Here is a 21,061-nt window from a genome sequence, read left to right on the forward strand (position 1 = left end):
TCCATTGAGTTAACCCATCATGTTATTGAGCTGTAGGATCGGTTGCAGGATCGCCAAAATAATGAACAGCACCATGCCAGCCATACTGATCACCAGCGCAGGTTCAAACAGGCTTAGCACCAGCGCGATCCGCTGATTGAGGGCATCCTGCTGCATATCGGCGGCCCGTTTCAGCATGCTGCCCAGCTCACTACTGCGCTCACCAGCGGCGATCATGTGGCGCATCATCGGCGAAAAAAGGGCGGTTTCTGTCAGTGCCTGCTGCAAAGAGCCGCCCTCCTGTACCTGCGTCATCGCCGCCAGCAGCCGGCTGCGCGCCTCATCGTTATTGAGCACGGCGGCACTGATGTTCATGCTGTCCAACAGCGGTACGGCGCTGAGCGTAAGGATGCTGAGGGTGTGTGCATAGCGGGCGGTATCCAGGTTCAAAAACAAGGGGCCCAATACCGGCATGCGCAATAAATAACGGTGCCATGCCAGGCGAAATCTCGCTTTTCTCAACTGCCAACGGAAAACGGCCATCGCCGCGCCCATTATCGCCAGAGCAAAAGGCCCCCAGCGGCTTATCCCGTCACTGCAAATCAGCAGGATCTGGGTGGTTAACGGCAGCGTTTGTTTCATATGCACAAACTGCTCAATCACCTTCGGCACCACCGCCACCAACAGCAGGCTGATCACCGCAATAGCCACCAGCGTCAAAATCACCGGGTAGGTCATGGCCTGGGTCATTTTATTTTTGATTTTTTGGCGCTGTTCAACGTAGTCCGCCAACTCGGTGAAGATCAGCGGCAATTGGCCGCTGCTCTCTCCGGCCGCCACCATGGCGCAAAACAGACGATCAAAGACCGAGGGAAATTGCATCAACGCCTGAGACAGCGACAGCCCTTCAAGCACGTGGCTGCGCAGGCGGGTGATGAGCTGGATAACGGCCTTTTTTTCTGACTGGTGCGCCACGGTCAACAATGCTTCTTCCAGCGGTAAGGATGCCGCGATCAGGGTAGCCAGCTGCCGGGTCACCAGGGCCAGTTCGCTGCTGCTTAAACGCGGACGCTGTCGGGCCGTCAGCAGAGAGGCCACCACGCTTTTCTTCTGTGGGCTAATCTGCGATGGCGTCAGGTTCTGCTCACGCAACCGCTGCCGGGCACTGCGCAGAGAGTCGCTCTCCAGCATCCCTTTGACGCTTTTGCCAGAGGCGTCGTATGCCTGATAGTTAAACTTCACCGCAATGGTCCCCACCGGTGACCCGCAGCACCTCTTCAATACTGGTGTCTCCCGTCAGCAGTTTGCTTACGCCATCTTGCCGCAGGGTCCGTCGCGCATGGCCGCACAATTGTTCTATTTCCTGCTCACTGCTGTTCAAATGGATGGCTTTGCGGATAGCATCATCGACCAGCAACAGTTCGTGGATCCCCATCCGTCCGCGGTAGCCCAAACCATTGCATTTTTCACAGCCGACCGGACGCCATGCGACCTGTTCAACCTCGGGGGATAACTGTACGGAGAGCGCTTGTTCGGCAGAAAGCACATAGGCCTGACGGCAATGCGGGCACAGTTTTCGCACCAGCCGCTGGGCCAGAATGCCGGTCAGCGAACTGGCCAGCAGGAAGGGTTCGATCCCCATGTCGCGCAGGCGGGTGATGGCGCCGATGGCGGTGTTGGTATGCAAAGTTGATAACACCAGGTGCCCGGTCAGCGAAGCCTGTACCGCGATATGTGCGGTTTCGGTATCACGTATTTCCCCCAACAACACCACATCCGGATCCTGACGCAGTAAGGCGCGTAACCCTCTGGCGAATGTCATGTCGACCCGAGTGTTAACCTGAGTTTGCGAGACGCCCTTTAACTCAAACTCCACCGGATCCTCTATGGTCATGATGTTGCGATTACCGTCGTTAATCTGCATCAGTAACGCATACAGCGTGGTGCTTTTGCCCGAGCCGGTCGGGCCGGTCACCAGGATCACCCCGTGGGGCTGATGAACCAGGCGCGTCAGCGCCGCCAGCTCAACCGAACGGATCGCCATCTTGCCGAGATCCAGACTGACGCTGCTTTTGTCCAGCAAGCGCATCACCACCCGTTCCCCATGATTGGTAGGTAAAACGGAAACCCGCACATCGACGGCGCGGCCACCGATTTTCAAAGTAATGCGGCCGTCCTGCGGAATGCGTTTCTCTGCAATGTCCAGTTTGGACATCACCTTGATTCGGGAGGTCAGTAAGGATGCCAGCTGATGCTGAGGGGTCAGAATGGTCTTTAGCACGCCATCAATACGAAAGCGGATCACCAGTTCGCTGTCATAGGTCTCGATATGGATATCCGAGGCCCGCTCTTTAATCGCCTCACTGAGCATGGCATTGAGTAAACGGATAATCGGCGCATCGTCCTGCTCATCCAGCAGATCCTGGGTAGCCGGCAGGGCCTGCGCCAGGCTGTAGAAATCCAGCTCTTTGCCTAAATCGTCCATGGTCTTTTGCGCATTGCTGTTGCCCTGTTGGTAATGCTCCAGCAATTTCTGTTCAAAGGCACTTTCGTCCAGCAGGCACAACGGAATGTCTTCCGCCAGCAGGCGGGCAAGCTCAGCCAGGGTGGCCAGGCTGACATCCTGTCGGCACCACAGGGTCGGCCCGCTTACTTCCCGGGTGAGCACCGCGTGATGCTGACGCGCCCAGGCGTAAGACAGGCCAATCTCTGTCATTGGGCCCCCTGGCGATAAAAGGCATCGATTTGCTGTTGGACCTGCTTAAAAGCACCATTTTCAGCAGAACCCACCATCTCAAGCTGTGCGTCCGCATGGGCTTTCAGCGGCAACGACTGGGCATTAAGCGATCGGAAACGGGCCGCCTTGCGCAGGCTCTCCTGTTCATATTCCTCGGTAGACCGGATCACCGTCGGCCGAATAAACAAGATCAGATTGCGTTTACTTTCTTTATGAGAAGTTGACCTGAACAACGCGCCAAGCAGGGGAATGCGTTCCAAAAACGGCACCGCACTTTTGCTGTCGGATTGCGATTTGTCCAACAGCCCGCCGACCACTACGGTCTCGCCACTTTCCACCAGCACCGTGTTATTGACGGTACGGATATTAAAAGTGGCGCCCAGGTTATCCTTGTCCACCGAGCTGTTTTCCGCCACGCTGGAAACTTCCTGCTCGATCTGCAGCAGTACCGACTGCCCTTTGTTGATTTGCGGCTTGACCTTGAGTTTGATGCCGACGGTTTTGCGCGATACCGTATTAAACACGTTGTCACTGTTGGTGGTTTGCGAGCCGGTCAGAATAGGCACATCCTGACCGACGCTAAACTCGGCATCTTCGTTGTCCAACGTCATGATGCTGGGCGTGGCGAGAATGTTGTTCTGACTCTGATTGCTGATGGCGGTAAGCAAACCGGCCCAGTTGCCGCTGTAAAAACCCGTCACCAGACCGTTGGCGTTTTTAAACACCTCCGTCATTCCCCCTTTAAAGCCGGGAGCGATCTGCGCCTGAGCATTACCGAACTGCGTGCCGCCACCGTAACGGTTAGCCCATTGGATGCCCAGATTCAGGCCATCTGCGTTTTGCATTTCGACAATCACCGCCTCAACCAGCACCTGCGCCCGACGAATATCGAGCTGCTCAATGACTTTTTCCAGGTTGCTCATCACGTCCGGCGTCGCGTTGATGATCAGCGCATTGGTCAGTTCATCCGCCTTGATCACCATGTTCTTCATAACGGAAACGCTGGCGCCGTTGCCAGCAGATTTTTTATCGTCTTGCAGATTGGCGCTGACGCCGGACAGCACCTCCAGCAGGCTCTGAGCTTTGGCATATTTCAGCCGGATCACCTTGGTGTTGCCCTGGCTGGCTTTCTCCTGATCCAACTGCTGGATGATCCCTTTGACCCGCGCCTGTATCGTCGGCTCACCGGCAATCAATACGGTGTTGGTTCGCTCATCGGCAACCACTTTCATCCCTGGCTGCGCGCCCTTCCTGGTTCGGCTTTCATCACGAAACAGGGTCGTGACGATACTGGCGACATCAGCAGCGGAGGCATGTTGCAAGGCGACAGAGGCCACCGTTGCCTGATCGGTGCGATCCATTTCATGGGCCAGTTCCACCAGGCTATTGACCACGTCAGCACGGCCGGTGATCAACAATGCATTGCCGCTTTCCAGGAAGACCACGTTGCCGATGCCGATACTGTCGTTAAATTGGCGCATCAGCGGTGCCACCTCTTTGGCCGCGATATTGTTCAGGGGAACAATCCGCATAATCAGCTCATCACCTTCAGCGGGGGTTTTCAGCGAGCTCAACGCCGCCCTTTTCCCCTCTTTAGCCGGGATCACTTTCAATACATTGTTGGGCATGCTGATCACCGCATACCCGTAGACATCCAGCACGTTGAGGAAGAATTGGTAATATTGCCCGGCATCCAGCAGTTCATAGCTGCGAACCGTGACTTTGCCTTTGACCGCATCGTCAATAATGATGGTTTTCCCCAGCGCCTTGCTGGCGGTGCTGATAAATTCATGAATATCCGTGCCTTTAAAATTGGCGGAGAAAGCCTCTGCCTGAGCAGGGGCTGTCATACCCAGTACCATGATAAGCACTGCCATAAAGCCGACTATTTTTGAGATGAGGGGAATTGTCATTTTTAGGTGCATGAACCAATACTTGTCTGGAGATAGGTCGGTGTTGTACATACGTCTTTCCAATTGCGAGCCCAATAATGCAACATCGATGATCACATTCAACTCTCGAGCATTAATGCCGCATAAAATCCGTTTTCATTGATAACGATCCGGTCTGAAAATATTTTCATTATTGGGTAAGTGTCATTGATGGCTTCACCGGAGATATAACTCTGCTGACTTCCCGAGCCTTCAATAATCACCATACCGGCATGATTATCCTTATCGCACAGCAAACCCACCACTTTCAGCGTTAATTTGGCAACAGGTGCCGCCATTAATAAATCATCACCCGCTAACTTTCCGTGGACACGGAAACGCCCCCGTTCGGCAGACACCTCTGAGTCCCCCTTTGGATAAAACAGCCCTGACAATGAATGGGCATCCTGACTGGCCTTTTTACTGGGCTGTTTTCTTAATAACAATTCAATATTGACTTCAGAATTTTCTGTTTTATACACGGCGTTGTAAGCAATGCCAAAAACAGAGAACACGCCCAATGAAAATAATAGGTATTCCAATGCCTTAGGCCATTTCATTTTCTCGATACGGCCCAAACCAGCAGAAACCAAAAAACACCTCATGCTGCGCCTCTCACTTATCGCAATTTTCGATAGACAAGCCCATCTCATTTACACCATTGCACTGACGATGAATATCGAGTTAATAATCATTAAAATCAAAATATTGCGAATCAGTCGCTGCCTGTTACTGAGCATGGCGGAGAGCTTTCCACGCAAAAATGACAGCTTATTGCCGTACCGGCTGGGCACTTCTTCCAGTGGCGAAAAATTGAATCTGACACCATACCGTGGGATTGTTTTGATAACTTCAGGAGGAATACCGTGGCGGGAAAGTAGGGTTCTGCACTGATAGATTAATTGGTGATAGTTGTTGTCAGTGATAGTGACGTGATTATTTTCCCATACCGACTCTATCACTTCTTGCTTTTTGGTAACACCGCTGAGCAAAATGCGAAACAAGCGTCGTTGTAGTTCAGTAAGATGAATGGTCTTATTTTCAGACTTAATAATTAGGATGCTACTCTTACTGTTCAGGGCGAAGAAATCGTTTTCAACCAAAGACAACTTTTTCTCTGCGAGTGCCATAATTAAAATATACCCTTCAGCAATAATCCATTATTCCCCGTTATCAATAAGAGACCACATCGCCCGACAGCAGTCAAGAAATACCCTCTTAAAACTTAACCAACAATAAATTATTTATCCTGGTTATTAATTTTAAAAAATAATAATTGGCATTCTGTTGTACCGATGTTTTTATTTGTTGGTCATTATTTAATATTTATGCCACTCGCGGCAATAATAATAAAGAATAGCAATTTTAATCAACCAACAACAAAATGGGCGCCACTCAGTGCGCCCATATATTTTAATGCGCCCGTTGCACCGGCCCCGGATTTTCCTCCGGTTGGTGCTGATAGTTGAAAGTCAGCGCGAAAATCACACCCAGCACCAGCGTATAGAGTGCGAACACCAGCCAGATGCTCTGCCAGTCCTTGACGCCATTTTGAGTGAAGAAGTCCACCACTTCGCCGCTGGCAATCGCCCCCAGATAAGCGCCAATACCATTCACCATAGTCATAAATAGCCCTTGTGCACTGGCGCGAATGCGGTGATCGGCCTCTTTCTCCACGAAGATAGCCCCGGAGATATTAAAGAAATCAAAGGCGCAGCCGTAGACGATCATAGAAAGCAGTAGCAAAACAAAGCCGAAACCGGCTGGCGTGCCGTAGGCCAGGAACAGGAAACGCAAGGTCCAGGCCGCCATGCTGATCAACATCACCTGCTTGATGCCATATCGACGCAGGAAGAACGGGATGGTGAGGATGAAGAACACCTCGGAGATTTGTGACAGCGACAACAGCACCGCCGGGTATCTGACGCTTATGCTGTCCTGATACAGCGGATTATTGGCGAAATCATGCAGGAACGGATTGCCGAAGGTGTTGGTTATCTGCAGTGCCGCACCCAGCAACATGGCAAACAGGAAAAACAGCGCCATACGCCGCTGACGAAATAGCACCAGCGCGTCCAGCCCCAGCACGCTGAACCAGCTTTTCGATTTCTCCACTTTACTGGTCGGGCAATTCGGCAGCGTCAACGAATAACCTGCCAATAATAGCGACACCCCGGAGGCCAGATAGAGTTGCATATTGCTGAGTTCAATTCTGCTAAAACCAATCAGCCACATCGCTACGATAAAGCCGACGGTGCCGTACACCCGTACCGGTGGGAAATCTTTCACCGTATCGTAACCGTGCTTTTCCAGGCAAAAATACGATATGGCGTTGGAGAGCGATATGGTCGGCATATACACCATGGCGTTGAACAGCATCACCCAGAACATCACCATAGGTTGCTCAACCTGGGCGGCACAGTACAGCGCTCCTGCACCGAACAGATGGCACAGCGCATAGAGATAATTGGCCTTGATCCAGCGATCGGCCAAAATGCCTGCCAGCCCCGGCATAATCAGCGCGGCGATACCTTTGGCGCTGTACACCATCCCCACCTGCAAACCGGAAAAATGCAGGGTGTTAATCATGTAAGATCCCAGCGTCACCAGCCAGGCTCCCCAAATAAAGAACTGCAGAAAGACCATCACCTTAAGTCGCGTTTTTATTGCCATCACCATCACCTTATTATTTTGATTAAAACGATGATTCGCGCAGCAGGGTCCCTGCCCCCTGCCGCGAGGGGTTTTCCTGCATTACAACGTTTTGAAGAACTCGCGGATCAGGCGCATAAAGTCCTCTGCCGCCAGCGCCGCACAGCTCAGCGTTTGTTCATGAGAGAGCGGCGTATCGGACAGCCCTTCGGCGTAGTTGGTCATCGCAGACACCACCAACACCTTCAGCCCACAATGACGTGCCGAGAGCACTTCCGGCACGATCGACATACCGACCACGTCACAGCCCAAGATTTGCATCATGCGAATTTCCGCCGGCGTTTCGAAGTTTGGCCCGGTGTAAGCAGCAAATACCCCTTCGGCCAACGGAATACCCACGCTTTGCGCCACCTGTGCCAACTGGCCGCGCAGTTCGCGGTCATAGGCGTTGGCCAGGCTGAAGAAACGCGGGCCGAAACGCTCGTCGTTATCGCCAACCAACGGCGACTCGGGCATAAAATTGATGTGATCGGTAAGTGCCACCAGGCTGCCCGGTGCCACCGACTGACGCAGCGAGCCGGCAGCATTGGTGGCCAGCAGGAATTCGCAGCCCAGCAGTTTGAAGGTGCGCACGGCGGTGGTCATCACCTGCATGCCACGCCCTTCGTAGTAGTGGCCACGCCCTTTCATACACAGCACCGGCACGCCCTCCAGCCAGCCGGCAACCAGTTGCCCGGCATGGCCCACCACGCTACTGACCGGGAAGCCCGGCAGCTCGGCGTAGTCAATGGTCAAGGTGTCGGTCATCACCTCCGCCAGCGCGCCCAGCCCGGAGCCCAATATCAAAGCGGCGCGCGGCTGGAAACCCGGCAAACGGGTGCGGATCACTTCGGCACAGGAAAAAGCATCTTCTTGATTAAACATTGTATTCTCTTCTATGAGGGGAAAAGTAACCCCCATAGTAGAGAGCGATGTCCGGCGGCGACCAATACATTATTGGCGGCCGATTTATTCCATTTACCTATAAATTGGTAGCCCAGGAGGCGATCATCAGCATCAAGCAGCCCCAACAACTGCCGGACCCTAGCCGGATTAATTTCCGTCTGCTGCACTATTTTCGCGTGGTGGCGGAGGAAATGAATTTCACCCAGGCGGCGCTGCGGCTGAATATTTCGCAACCACCGCTCAGCAAGCATATTAAAGAGCTGGAGAGCCAACTGGGCGTCGAGCTGTTCAAACGTACCACCCGCTCAATGGCTCTGACGCTGGCGGGCCGCACGCTGTTTCATAACGTAGAAATGCTGCTCGATCAGGCCGGACATGCGCTCAATCAGGTGCAGCAGTTGGGGCGTGGTGAAGCCGGACATATGGTGGTCGGTATGGTCGGCACAGCGGTATGGGGCGGGTTGATACCGGCACTGAAACGCTTTGCCGGGCAAACGACCAACGTCACCTGGGCGTTAAACGAACTGACACCCAGCCAGCAGATTGTTGCGCTGCAAAAGCGTCATATCGATATTGGCGTCTGGCGCGAGGCAAAGGAACAGGTATTGCCGGGGCTGGCGAGTCAGCTGCTGGCACGGGAGAATATTGCGGTAGTGTTGCCGCAGGAGCATCCGCTGGCACAGGCGGAAAGCCTGCCGCTGGCGGCGCTGCGGCATGAAAAATTCATTGTGCTGCCGCCGCATGAGGCCAGTTTGGGGCTGTATCTGCATAATTTGTGTCTGCAGCAGGGTTTCAAGCCGGACATTGCCTATCAGGTCAACGAGCCACAAACGCTGATGGCACTGGTGGCCGAAGGCTATGGTATTACGCTGCTGCCGGACAGTTACGGTCGTATCCCCTGGCCCGGCGTGCGTTTTTGTCCGCTGCAGCAGGCGCCGTCAGCGGATCTGTATGCCATTTATCATGCCGATAGCGCAACACCGGTGGTGCAGGCATTCCTGGAGATGCTGCGTTCGCCTTCCCAGGGGAAGCCCGTACAACCGGTTTAAAGCGCCGGCTGCACCATAAACTGGCCGGCACTGCCGCGATCCGCCATCTCCAGCGTCTGGCTGTAGAACAGGAACGGGAAATGTTCCGAAGTGGACTGGTTGAAGTAAACCAGCAGTTCGACGTCGCCGTCGACCCATACCGTGTCCTTCCAGCCGCGATCTTCCGCCATCGGCTGCGCACCGTTGACCCGTTTAACCAGGAAACGTACACCCTGAATATGGAATGCCTGCGGCGTATCCGCATGGATATTCCAGCGTTCCCAACTGCCCTGCTGGGTTTGCACATCGATACGGTTCATGTCCCAGATAGCCCCGTTGATCCCGGCCTGGCTGTCGCCCAGACGGAATTCACGGGTGCGGCTGACGCTGCCGTCCAGCAATTCATCCGCCAGCAGTCGCATCGGCAGGTTATCGGTCACCAGCGGCAACAACCCGGTCGGTTTCAGCGTCAGAACCTGGGTAGAAACCAGGATGCTCGAAGGCTCTATCAGGCCACGCAGACGATCCATAATGCCCGCAGCTTCACCGGCACTGATGGTCACCTCATCGCCTTTCGACATATCGATCAGCACTTCACGGCGCTCACCCGGTGCCAGTGAAAGCTGTTGCACTGCTACCGGTGCCGGCAGGAAACCCTGATCGCTGGCGATCACATTTAACGGCCGACCGTCACTCAGTTGCAGCATGTAGCGGCGTGAGTTGGAGGCATTGAGCAGACGCAGACGCACCCAACCACGTGAGACTTCAACATAGGGGTTTTGCACACCGTTAACCAACAACGTGTCGCCGACAAAGCCGCCCTGCGACGGTGGGTCATATTCCGGTGTGCCGAAGTTATCCAGTCGCTTGTCCTGAATGATCAACGGGAAATCATCGACGCCATAGTGGTTGGGCAACGGCAATGCCTTGCTGACTTCATCCTCAACCAGCCACAGCCCGGCCAGGCCGTTGTAAACATGCGGCGCCATGCGGTTGGGCGTGCTGGCGTGATACCAGCAGGTAGCGGCACTCTGGCGGATTGGCAGCACCGGCGACCAGTCAACGTTAGGCGACATCATGCGCGGTGCGCCACCCATCAGGGTACCCGGCACCTGGAGACCGCTGATGGTCATCGCTACTGGCTCCGGCAGGCGGTTGCTGTAGATCAGCTTGACGTCATCGCCGTTGTAAACCCGCACCGTCGGCCCAAGGTACATGCCGTTAATGCCCCACACCGACGTCTTGCGGTTATCCATAAATGCCCAATGGGCGCGCTGCAAGGTTAAAAACAGCGGCTGGCCACGGCGGGATTCCAGCAGCGGGGGAATAGGTAATGGGGTCTGCATTCCGCTCGCCTCAGCCCTCAGCGGCACGGCTCCTGCGCACAGCGCCAAGCCCGATGCCTGAATAAACTGACGTCGACTGAGTGACATATTTTCTCCATGAAAAGCAATGACTAAACCGTGTGCAAAGACTGGGCTCCTGTTAATCAGATTAGCAGGAGCCCAGGCGTTAACGACGTTTTACGCCGTTTAAAAGTTCATTCTTTGAAGCCGGTAGGAATATTATTTTCCGGCTGCATTGCGCTGGGCAACTTCCGCGTCCAGCTCGGCAATTTTCGCCAGCATCAGCTCATGGCAATGGGCTGCCAGCTCACGCACATTTTCTCTACCGTAATTACTGATATCGATCGGTTCCATCACTTCTACGATCGCATGACCGTTATCCCAACGGTTAAGATTAATTTTACCGCTGGTGGTGGAAACGCAGATCGGCACAATCGGCACCCCGGCAGCGATTGCCGCGTGGAATGCGCCGGTTTTAAATGGCATCAACCCACGCCCGCGGCTGCGGGTGCCTTCAGGAAACATCCAGACCGAAATATCACGTTTTTTAAACTGTTCAGCCACCTGGGCAATGGTGCCGTGCGCCTTGGCACGATTATCCCGGTCAATCAGCAAGTTACCTGTCACCCAATACAGCGGGCCGAAGAACGGGACCCACAGCAGGCTTTTTTTACCCACGGTCACGGTGCGCGGCTGCACCGCTTTGGCGGCCGTCACCATATCGTAGTTATTCTGGTGGTTGGCAATATAAATACAGTTGCCGTTTTTGGCCGCATCGGCCGGCACCCGGACTTCCACTTTCAGACCAAATAACCCGGACAGGCGGCCAAACAAATGACCGAACGTCGCCACATGGCGGGGATCGCGGGGACGGAATACCAAACAGTAAATAGAACCGAAAATGCACACCAGAAGACAATACAGGGTGGCGAGCACGGCACGTAAAATTAATAACATAACAACCTCATTAGCACACTGCCGACGCAGCCTGAAACGCTGCGCAGATCCCTTTACTCATTCTTTGATTGCAGGGTTCGAAAACCTGCCCTGCCTTTTTTTGCTATTTTCCCGCCAGCCGACGAAACGCACAATAATTTTATGCCGGGAAATGTTAACTATTTGAAAATAATTGCCGGTGGTGGGAAATAAAGCGGGCGCAGCATGCTGCGCCCGTGGGGTTATCCAGCCTTCTCAGGCTTATTCTTCGCTGTCACCGGTAGGCGCACGTGCCGGGGCATCAACCTCTACGCGATCGATTCGCTGCAGGCCACGTGGCAGTGAGGTGCCTTTACGGCCACGTTCCGCACGGAACTTCTGCAAATCTTCCGGACGCAGCGTCAGCTTGCGTTTACCCACATGCAGGGTCACAGAGGTTTGCGGCGGCAGCACGAACAACCATGCCAGCTTGTCTTCACCGGATGCGGCCTGTGCCGACGGGATGGAGACAATCTTGTTGCCTTTGCCTTTCGACAACTGCGGCAGGTCGGCTACCGGGAAGAACAACATGCGCCCGGCGGCAGTGATCGACAGCAGCATGTCATCGTCACCGTGGATTTCCATCGGCGCCAGCGCTTTGGCGTTATCCGGCAGAGTAATCATCACCTTACCGGCACGGTTACGCGCCACCAGATCGTTGAAGGTACAGACGAAGCCATAACCGGCGTCAGAAGCCATCAGCAACTTCTGGTCGTCCGCGGCCATCAGCACCTGCTCAATGGTCGCGCCCGGCGGTGGCGTCAGCTTGCCGGTCAACGGCTCGCCCTGCCCACGCGCCGAAGGCAGCGTCAGCGGATCCAGCGCGTAGCTGCGTCCGGTCGAGTCGATAAACACCACCGGCTGGTTGGTCTTGCCGCGTGCCGCACTGCGGAAGCTGTCACCGGCCTTGTAGCTCAGGCCACTTGGATCGATATCGTGGCCCTTGGCGCTGCGCACCCAACCCATTTCAGACAGCACGATGGTCACCGGCTCCGACGGCACAAAGTCGTGCTCGCTCATCGCCTTGGCTTCTGCACGCTCGGTAATCGGCGAACGACGATCGTCGCCGTAGGCCTGCGCATCAGCCTGGATCTCTTTTTTGATCAGGGTGTTCAGCTTGCGCTCGGAGGCCAGCAACGCCTGCAGTTGATCGCGCTCTTTGGCTAACTCATCCTGCTCACCGCGGATCTTGAACTCTTCCAGCTTCGCCAAATGGCGCAGTTTCAGTTCGAGGATCGCTTCGGCCTGGGTATCGGAAATGCCAAAGCGCTGCATCAGCACCGGCTTGGGTTCGTCCTCGCTACGGATGATGTGGATCACTTCATCGATATTGAGGAACGCCACCAGCAAACCTTCCAGGATGTGCAGGCGTTTCAGGACTTTTTCCAGACGGTAGTTCAGGCGGCGACGCACCGTATCGCGACGGAATGCCAGCCACTCGGTGAGGATTTCCACCAGCCCTTTCACCTGCGGGCGGTTGTCCAGACCAATCATGTTCATGTTGATGCGGTAGCTGCGTTCCAGATCGGTAGTCGCAAACAGGTGATTCATCACCTGATCCAGATCGATACGATTGGAGCGTGGCACAATCACCAGCCGCGTTGGGTTCTCGTGATCGGATTCATCACGCAGATCCTCGACCATCGGCAACTTTTTGGCACGCATCTGGCTGGCAATCTGCTCCAGCACCTTGGCGCCGGAAACCTGGTGCGGCAAGGCGGTGATCACCGCGCTGCCGTCTTCTTTATTCCAGACGGCGCGCATGCGTACCGAGCCACGGCCGTTCTGATAAATTTTGCGGATTTCTTCACGCGGGGTAATGATCTCGGCTTCAGTCGGGTAATCCGGGCCCTGTACGAACTCGAGCAACTCTTCCAGCGAAGCGCCTGGTTTGTCGATCAACGCCACCGCAGCGGCGGCCACTTCACGCACGTTGTGCGGCGGAATATCGGTCGCCATACCCACCGCGATGCCGGTGGTGCCGTTAAGCAGGATGTTGGGCAGGCGGGCCGGCAACATCTTCGGCTCCTGCATGGTGCCGTCAAAGTTCGGCACCCAGTCAACGGTGCCCTGGCCCAATTCGGCCAGCAACACTTCCGCGTATTTGGACAGGCGGGATTCGGTATAACGCATGGCGGCAAAGGATTTCGGGTCATCCGGCGCCCCCCAGTTCCCCTGGCCGTCTACCAGCGGATAGCGATATGAGAATGGCTGTGCCATCAGCACCATGGCTTCATAACAGGCGCTGTCGCCGTGCGGATGGTATTTACCCAGCACGTCACCCACGGTACGGGCAGATTTTTTGAATTTGGCGCTGTTGTTCAGCCCCAGCTCAGACATGGCGTAGATGATGCGGCGTTGAACCGGCTTCAAACCGTCACCAATGTACGGCAACGCCCGATCCATGATGACGTACATGGAATAGTTCAGATAGGCGTTTTCAGTGAATGTGTGCAGCGGTAAACGCTCTACACCGTCATGAGTCAGATCACTCATTACTCAATTATCCTCAGACCGTGGCTTGGCAATCCCTGGACGACAAAGGGTTGATTCTGTCCGCGATAGTAACTCATCAGCGGGGTGGCTGTCACAGATGGCGCAGCAATCGTCCGGTGTCGCGGGTTCATCGGCCGATTTTATGCAAAACTCCGCTATCCCCTGGCGCTTTTGTTGACTCACAGTCAACACTGTTGTGCGCTGGATCCCATTTTTACTTACATTGCTAAGCATTACACTCCCTGTCAGCGAAATGTTTTCCGCCCCCTGACGCAGAAGACATCATAAATTTTAACTCTGACAGGAGCCGCGAAAGATGAGCAATATCCTGATTATCAATGCTAAAAAACAGTTCGGTCACTCTAACGGCGAACTCAACCAAACCATGAGTGACGTGGCGGAAACCTATCTGCGTGATGTTCAGCACCAGGTACAGGTCACCGTGGTTGACGACGGTTACGACATCGAAGCCGAAGTGCAGAAATATCTGTGGGCCGATGTGGTGATCTATCAGATGCCGGGCTGGTGGATGGGCGAGCCGTGGATCCTGAAAAAATACATCGACGAAGTGTTCACCGCCGGGCATGGCAGCCTGTATGCCAGCGATGGCCGCACCCGCTCCGACGCCGGCAAAAAATACGGTTCTGGCGGCCTGATCCAGGGCAAAAAGTACATGCTGAGCCTGACCTGGAACGCCCCGCTGGAAGCCTTCACCGACCCGGACCAATTCTTCCACGGCGTCGGCGTTGACGGCGTGTATCTGCACTTCCACAAGGCCAATGAATTCCTGGGCATGACAGCACTACCGACCTTTATCTGTAATGACGTGATTAAACAACCGAATATCGACAGCGACATCGCACGTTATCGCGAGCATCTGGCCGAAATTTTTGCTTAACTTGCATAATGCACGTCAATCTATGAGGTAGTGATGATCACCGTAATAGCAGAAATCAAAACCAAACCGGGTCACCGTGAAACGGTCCTGAAGGCGATTGAGAAACTGATCCCGCTGGTGCTGGCAGAAGACGGCTGTAGCGAATATACGCCAATGGTCGACAGCCACACCCAGGCCCCCTGGCAGAAGCTGTCACCGGACTCGGTGTTTATGCTGGAAAAATGGGCCAGCCAGGCGCACCTGGAAAAACATCTGGATATCGCTCACATGCATCGGCATCGTGACACCATCAAGGACAGCGTACTGGGCGTGACCATTCACGTACTGGGTAACGCGCTGTAGCCCCCTACAGCGTCTGCGCATCAATATGCGCGCTGACGTAGTCCAGAAAACAGGTAATACGCGCCGCCAGCTGAGTATTGCGGTAATACACCGCATTAATCGGCTGGCGCACGTCCAACGTCTCCTGCTCCAGCAGCGCCACCAGCCGCCCGCTACGCCGATCGTCACGGGTCATAAAATCAGCCAACTGCACAATCCCTTCCCCCCGCAACGCCAACTGCCGCAAGGTTTCGCCACTGGATGCCGATATCGTCGGTGTGATAGCAAAGTGCTGTGCCTGCTGATAACGCAACGGCCACAGATTGAGTGACTCTGGTTGGGTGAAACCCAGCAGGCTGTGATCTCGCAGCGCTTCGACGCTGGCCGGTGTACCGTGACGTGCAAGGTAATCCGGGCTGGCGAGAATACGTAAGCGGCTGGCGCCCAGCAGGCGCGCATGAATAGTCGAATCCCGTAGCGCGCCGATGCGAATGGCAATATCGGTGCGTTTTTCCAGCAGATCGATGATCAGGTTGTCGGTATTGAGTTCCAGCTCAATTTGCGGGTAGCTTTGACGAAAACCGGCCACCAGCGGCACGATCACGTGCTCCATAAAGGGCGCGGCGGCATTGACCCGCAGCCTGCCGGCCGGGATCAGCCTGCGCAGTGCCATCTGCTCTTCAGCGTTCTCCACCGAGTTGATAATCTCGCGTGCATGGCCGAGAAAACTTTGGCCTTCTTCGGTCAATTCCAGCCGTCGCGTGGTGCGGCGCATCAGGGTGGTATCGAGTTTTTTTTCCAACCGGCTGAGGGCACGACTGATGCCGGAAGTGGTCTGGCCGAGCTGTTCGGCGGCGGCAGTAATGGAACCGCTGTCAACAACGGTGGTAAACGCCAGTAATTCTTCGAGGGTGATTTTCATGCATTCCGCCCAGAGTGGTCGGGTGCCGCACGCGGTACCCCTGCGGGAAGAAGGCCCGGCGGGGAAGCCGGGCCTGTCGGTCTGTCGCCTGGTCTGTCAGGCAGACAGCTCGGCCATATCGCCTTTGTCCTGCAGCCAGTTGCGGCGATCTTCAGAACGTTTCTTGGCCAGCAACATGTCCATCATCGCCAGTGTCTGATCCACGTCCTCGTCGCTCACCGTCAACTGCACCAGACGACGGGTATTCGGATCCAGAGTAGTTTCACGCAGCTGTGGCGGGTTCATCTCGCCCAGCCCTTTAAAGCGCTGAACGTTAGGCTTGCCCTTTTTGCGCTTCAACTGTTCCAGTACGCCGGCCTTTTCTTCTTCATCCAACGCATAAAACACCTCTTTGCCGAGGTCGATACGGTACAGCGGCGGCATCGCTACATACACGTGCCCCCCCTTCACCAGCGAACGGAAGTGGCGCACAAACAGCGCGCACAGCAGCGTGGCAATGTGCAGGCCATCTGAGTCCGCATCCGCCAGGATGCAGATTTTACCGTAGCGCAGTTGGCTGAGATCTTCGCTGTCCGGATCAATACCAATCGCCACCGAGATGTCGTGTACTTCCTGCGAGGCCAGCACTTCGTCCGAAGAGACTTCCCAGGTATTAAGGATTTTACCTTTCAGCGGCATGATCGCCTGATATTCACGATCGCGTGCCTGCTTGGCTGAACCGCCCGCCGAGTCCCCTTCCACCAGGAACAACTCGGTCATGTTCAGATCCTGCGAGGTACAGTCGGCCAGTTTGCCCGGCAGTGCCGGACCGCTGGTCAGTTTCTTGCGCACCACTTTTTTGGCGGCACGCAGACGCCGCTGGGCGCTGGAAATGGCCAGTTCGGCCAACTGTTCCGCCGCCTGTACGTTCTGGTTCAGCCACAGGCTGAAGGCATCTTTCACCACGCCGGAGACGAAGGCTGCACACTGACGCGACGACAAACGCTCTTTGGTCTGCCCGGCGAACTGCGGATCCTGCATCTTCACCGACAGCACGTAGGCGCAACGGTCCCAGATATCCTCAGCGGAAAGCTTCACACCGCGTGGCAGAATATTGCGGAATTCGCAGAACTCGCGCATCGCATCCAGCAACCCCTGACGCAGGCCGTTGACGTGGGTGCCGCCCTGCATGGTCGGGATCAGGTTCACGTAGCTTTCGGTCAGCAGTTCACCGCCTTCCGGCAGCCACAGCAGTGCCCAGTCCACCGCCTCGGTGTCACCGGCGAAGTTGCCGACAAATGCCGCTTCCGGCAAGGTAATCAGGCCGTTAACCGCTTCCATCAGATAATCGGTCAGGCCGTCCTGATAGCACCAGCGTTGCTCGGTATTGTTCAGCTTGTCGATGAAGTAGATTTCTACCCCAGGGCACAGCACCGCTTTGGCTTTCAGCAGGTGGCTGAGACGCGAAACCGAGAAACGCGGGCTGTCGAAGAACTTCTCGTCAGGCCAGAAGTGGATGCTGGTACCGGTATTGCGTTTGCCGCAACTGCCGGTTATCGCCAGATCCTGCACCTTGTCGCCGTTTTCAAAGGCAATGCTGTAGACGTTACCGTCGCGCTTGACGTTGACTTCCACCCGGGTCGACAGGGCGTTAACCACCGAAATCCCCACGCCGTGCAGGCCGCCGGAAAACTGGTAGTTTTTATTGGAGAATTTACCGCCCGCGTGCAGACGACACATGATCAACTCAACCGCTGGTACGCCTTCTTCAGGGTGGATATCCACCGGCATGCCACGGCCGTCATCGATCACTTCCAGTGACTGATCGGCGTGCAAAATCACGTCGATGCGCTTGGCATGACCGGCCAACGCTTCATCGACGCTGTTATCTATCACCTCTTGGCCGAGGTGATTGGGGCGCGTCGTGTCGGTATACATGCCGGGACGACGGCGCACTGGTTCTAGACCGCTGAGTACTTCAATGGCATCAGCGTTATAGCTGGATTGAGTCATCGTTGAGTTTTTCGTGGTTAGTAGGAAGGTGCCTATACCCGTCGTCTTTCAAGCCGCAGCGTTGTTACCTGCATTCGCTTCCCCCAGTAACTTACCAGAGTAAGCGCCTGGGGATAAGCGAACTGGGCGCCTAGCTGCGACTTGAAAGCCATAGGGTATAAATCGCTAATTCAGACAGCGTTTAGCCCTAAAAAATCCACAATCTGGGGGAAGTAATGCTCGAAACCGACGAAGGCGTGATTTCCACCCGACTCCACCGTCTGTCGACATGCGGTGTAATACGCCACCGCTTGCCCATAATCGAGAATTTCATCGCCCGTTTGTTGCAGCAACCAGATTAAATCCGGTGACTCCAAGGGATCGACCTGCATCGTTTTCAGGTCGTAAACGTGTCGAGACTCTAACACATATTGCTGGCCGGTGTAGGGGTTCTCGTTTTTGCCGAGGTAGTCAATCAGCAGCTCAAACGGCTTCACAGCGGGGTTAACCACTACCGCTGGCAGTGAAAAACACTGCGAAAGCCAGGTTGCGTAGTAACCGCCCAGTGAGGAACCGACCAGGCCTATCGTCTGCCCGGCGCGCTCCATCACCATGTTCTCGATCATCTCGGCAGCCTCCGCCGGGAAAACCGGCAGCTGCGGCACTAATACCTCGATATGCGGATGATGTTCGGCCAGCCACGCCTTGAAAGACGTTGCCTTGGCCGAGAACGGCGAACTGTTAAAACCGTGCAGATAGAGCAGTGTCGAAGGCATCAGTACCCTTCCGAATCCATGTCGGGGCGGAAATCGTCGTTTTCCAACCGGAAAACCTGCGTTTCGACGCGGCCGTCCGGCAGTAGATCAATATAGCGCCAGCCGGGTGAAACCTCGTCGATGGTGAAATTGGTGCAGTGCGGCTTGAACTGTACGCAGGTAGATGGCGATGCCAGCAGGCGCCGGCCCTGCCACTCCAGATCCAGCTCCTGGTGAATATGCCCGCACAGCAGGGTATTCACTTTCGGGTAACGCAGCAGCACCGCGCCCAGCATATGCGGGTTGCGCAGACTGTGCTGATCGAGCCAGGTGCAGCCGGAAGGCAGCGGATGATGGTGCAGCAGCATTAAGGTATAGCGCTCGGGATAGGCTTGCAGGCAGCGCTCCATCCACTCGAGCTGATAGTCGCTCAACTCACCGTAGGGCACGCCGAAGACCTGGCTATCGAGCAACAGCACCTGCCAGTGGTCACCCACCAGTACCTGTTTTGACGGGGCAATTCCGGCGTCGGCCAAGGCGTCGACCATCGCCGGCTGGAAATCATGGTTGCCCGGCAGCCAAACGCAAGGCGCCGGCAGTCGTGCAATACCTTCGGCAAAGTGCCGGTAGGCAGCCAATGAGTGATCCTGTGCCAAATCACCGGTGGCGACGACCAGATCAAAATCACGCTGCTGCGCCAAAATGGCGTCCAACACCGCGTGATAGCTGCGATAGGTATTAATGCCAAGCAAAGTCTCATTTTCGCCGGCAAAAAGGTGGGTATCTGTTATTTGCAGGATCCTGACCCTGGCCCCACTTGCCACGGTCGGTTTAAACAGGCTTTCCAAATGGTGTCCTTTGTTATCTCAGTCTGTTTAACAAACCGGAACCGCCATTGCTCCATGCGCCAAACAGTAGCGCAACCAATCAGCAAGAAACTGGTTAATTTGATGCTTTTCGTCGCGTTGATGCAACTTTTTGTTGGGATAATCATAACGCGCTTTAAAGCGATAGATCTGCTGACTTGAACACACTTCCGCAACCATCGCGTCATGATACAGCCTTACCGTCATGGCAGGCAGGCTCCAGTAGCTGACCGCCGGGGCGGTCTGTTCGATTTGCACCAGCGAGGTATAGCGGGTGGATTCAATAATGGTCAGACGATAACTGGCGCCGCTCACCTGATAAGTCACCGTTTCACCCACTTCGTCATTGCGCGGCAACAAGCGGCGCAATTGCGCGAAGTTGGTTTCGCACAATCTCATCATTTCGGGGAAATCAGGGGTATAGCGCTGTTTCATTAATTGGCCCACTCTTTTCTTAACGATTCATGGTGCAACGCCAGCCACTGCAATGCAATCACTGATGCCGCGTTATCAATCGCGCCCTCTTCAACCCAGCGGTAAGCCTGCTCGCGGCTGACCACATGAACGCGGATATCTTCATGCTCTTCTTCCAGTCCATGAATCCCTTCCGCCGTCGTGGCGTCCACTTCGCCCACCATAATCGACAAGCGCTCGCTGGTCCCACCGGGGCTGGCCAGGTAGCTCAGCACCGGCTTGCAACGTCCGACCACTACGCCGGCTTCTTCTTGCGCTTCGCGGCGGCAGACGTCTTCAACGCTCTCGCCGGTTTCGATCATACCCGCCACCATTTCCAGTAGCCAGGGTGAGTTACTGGTATCGACCGCGGCGATCCGCAGTTGTTCAATCAGCACCACCTCGTCACGCACCGGGTCATAGGGAAGTAACACCGCGGCGTGCCCGCGTTCGAAAATTTCGCGTTTAATTTCGGGACTCATGTCACCGTTGAACAAGCGGTGGCGGAAACGATATAAATTGAGTGAAAAAAAACCACGATAAAGCGTCTCACGTGCAATAATTTCTACATCATTTTTATCGAGAGTAACGGGCGATGGTTGCGAGTGGCTCATAAATGAATTCTCCAGCGTGAGTATGCCGATAAAATAAACAGTTTTGATGACAGAAACGGCGGGATAATCTTCCGCGGCTTTATGATAGATTGTGAGCCATGATATCAGGTGTGACGTACGCGGCCAGTTGAACTAAGGTAAACAGGCGGCCTGAAAGGTAAAAGTTACGCAA

Annotated in this window: 19 protein-coding genes; 3 read left to right on the forward strand and 16 right to left on the reverse strand. The window is 55.1% G+C overall.

Features of this window, described 5'->3' with window-relative positions:
• Nucleotides 1–9: 9 nt before the first annotated feature.
• The 7 genes from gspF to xapA form a co-directional block, all read right to left on the reverse strand.
• Complete coding sequence (gene gspF, locus E5C26_RS21325; protein WP_240776141.1) at nt 10–1,170, reverse strand: type II secretion system inner membrane protein GspF; 1,161 nt, start codon at nt 1,168–1,170, stop codon at nt 10–12.
• 40 nt (nt 1,171–1,210) lie between these two features.
• Entirely contained in the window at nt 1,211–2,695 is a 1,485-nt protein-coding gene (gene gspE / locus E5C26_RS21330) for a type II secretion system ATPase GspE (protein WP_135318085.1), read from the reverse strand.
• Nucleotides 2,692–4,641, reverse strand: a complete 1,950-nt coding sequence (gene gspD, locus E5C26_RS21335) for a type II secretion system secretin GspD (protein ID WP_135318298.1) — start codon at nt 4,639–4,641, stop codon at nt 2,692–2,694. The genes gspE and gspD overlap by 4 nt, the downstream gene beginning before the upstream one ends.
• An 86-nt stretch (nt 4,642–4,727) precedes the next feature.
• A complete protein-coding gene (locus tag E5C26_RS21340; protein ID WP_135318086.1) occupies nt 4,728–5,252 on the reverse strand; it encodes a type II secretion system protein N in 525 nt (174 codons plus the stop codon).
• 48 nt (nt 5,253–5,300) lie between these two features.
• Nucleotides 5,301–5,777 carry a winged helix-turn-helix domain-containing protein gene (locus E5C26_RS21345; protein WP_135318087.1) on the reverse strand — a complete coding sequence of 159 codons (477 nt, stop codon included), beginning with the start codon at nt 5,775–5,777 and terminating at the stop codon, nt 5,301–5,303.
• Nucleotides 5,778–6,060: 283 nt separating this feature from the next.
• Entirely contained in the window at nt 6,061–7,320 is a 1,260-nt protein-coding gene (locus tag E5C26_RS21350) for a nucleoside permease (protein ID WP_135318088.1), read from the reverse strand.
• Between the two features lie 81 nt (nt 7,321–7,401).
• Nucleotides 7,402–8,223, reverse strand: coding sequence for a xanthosine phosphorylase (gene xapA, locus E5C26_RS21355; protein WP_135318089.1), 822 nt, complete (start codon nt 8,221–8,223; stop codon nt 7,402–7,404).
• 131 nt (nt 8,224–8,354) lie between these two features.
• Between xapA and E5C26_RS21360 the strand changes: the two genes are divergently transcribed.
• Nucleotides 8,355–9,293 (forward strand): LysR family transcriptional regulator, encoded by a 939-nt coding sequence (locus E5C26_RS21360; protein ID WP_135318299.1) that lies wholly within the window; start codon nt 8,355–8,357, stop codon nt 9,291–9,293.
• Here the strand turns inward: E5C26_RS21360 and ftsP are convergent.
• The 3 genes from ftsP to parC all read right to left on the reverse strand — a co-directional run bounded on the left by ftsP (nt 9,290) and on the right by parC (nt 14,089).
• A complete protein-coding gene (gene ftsP, locus E5C26_RS21365) occupies nt 9,290–10,705 on the reverse strand; it encodes a cell division protein FtsP (protein ID WP_135318090.1) in 1,416 nt (471 codons plus the stop codon). The genes E5C26_RS21360 and ftsP overlap by 4 nt on opposite strands.
• Nucleotides 10,706–10,837: 132 nt before the next feature.
• Complete coding sequence (locus E5C26_RS21370) at nt 10,838–11,575, reverse strand: 1-acylglycerol-3-phosphate O-acyltransferase (protein WP_012146957.1); 738 nt, start codon at nt 11,573–11,575, stop codon at nt 10,838–10,840.
• Between the two features lie 240 nt (nt 11,576–11,815).
• Entirely contained in the window at nt 11,816–14,089 is a 2,274-nt protein-coding gene (parC, locus tag E5C26_RS21375; protein WP_135318091.1) for a DNA topoisomerase IV subunit A, read from the reverse strand.
• A 316-nt stretch (nt 14,090–14,405) separates the two neighbouring features.
• On the opposite strand from parC, the gene E5C26_RS21380 reads away from it, so the two are divergent.
• Nucleotides 14,406–14,987, forward strand: coding sequence for an NAD(P)H-dependent oxidoreductase (locus tag E5C26_RS21380; protein ID WP_135318092.1), 582 nt, complete (start codon nt 14,406–14,408; stop codon nt 14,985–14,987).
• Nucleotides 14,988–15,020: 33 nt separating this feature from the next.
• Nucleotides 15,021–15,329 (forward strand): putative quinol monooxygenase, encoded by a 309-nt coding sequence (locus E5C26_RS21385; protein ID WP_135318093.1) that lies wholly within the window; start codon nt 15,021–15,023, stop codon nt 15,327–15,329.
• 4 nt (nt 15,330–15,333) lie between these two features.
• Here E5C26_RS21385 and E5C26_RS21390 read toward each other — a convergent pair whose 3' ends face one another.
• The 6 genes from E5C26_RS21390 to nudF form a co-directional block, all read right to left on the reverse strand.
• Nucleotides 15,334–16,230 (reverse strand): LysR substrate-binding domain-containing protein, encoded by an 897-nt coding sequence (locus E5C26_RS21390; protein WP_135318094.1) that lies wholly within the window; start codon nt 16,228–16,230, stop codon nt 15,334–15,336.
• A gap of 96 nt (nt 16,231–16,326) precedes the next feature.
• Complete coding sequence (gene parE, locus E5C26_RS21395) at nt 16,327–18,222, reverse strand: DNA topoisomerase IV subunit B (protein ID WP_135318095.1); 1,896 nt, start codon at nt 18,220–18,222, stop codon at nt 16,327–16,329.
• 170 nt (nt 18,223–18,392) lie between these two features.
• Nucleotides 18,393–18,977 carry an esterase YqiA gene (gene yqiA, locus E5C26_RS21400; RefSeq protein ID WP_135318096.1) on the reverse strand — a complete coding sequence of 195 codons (585 nt, stop codon included), beginning with the start codon at nt 18,975–18,977 and terminating at the stop codon, nt 18,393–18,395.
• The gene (cpdA, locus tag E5C26_RS21405) at nt 18,977–19,804 is read right to left on the reverse strand and encodes a 3',5'-cyclic-AMP phosphodiesterase (RefSeq protein WP_012146964.1); all 828 of its coding nucleotides are present in this window, start codon (nt 19,802–19,804) and stop codon (nt 18,977–18,979) included. Before cpdA ends, yqiA begins: the two co-directional genes overlap by 1 nt.
• Nucleotides 19,805–19,831: 27 nt before the next feature.
• Nucleotides 19,832–20,257 (reverse strand): DUF1249 family protein, encoded by a 426-nt coding sequence (locus E5C26_RS21410; RefSeq protein WP_012146965.1) that lies wholly within the window; start codon nt 20,255–20,257, stop codon nt 19,832–19,834.
• Nucleotides 20,257–20,889 (reverse strand): ADP-ribose diphosphatase, encoded by a 633-nt coding sequence (gene nudF, locus E5C26_RS21415; RefSeq protein WP_135318097.1) that lies wholly within the window; start codon nt 20,887–20,889, stop codon nt 20,257–20,259. Before nudF ends, E5C26_RS21410 begins: the two co-directional genes overlap by 1 nt.
• Nucleotides 20,890–21,061 lie beyond the last annotated feature (172 nt).

This window comes from Serratia proteamaculans (assembly GCF_004684015.1).
Lineage (GTDB): Bacteria > Pseudomonadota > Gammaproteobacteria > Enterobacterales > Enterobacteriaceae > Serratia > Serratia proteamaculans_F.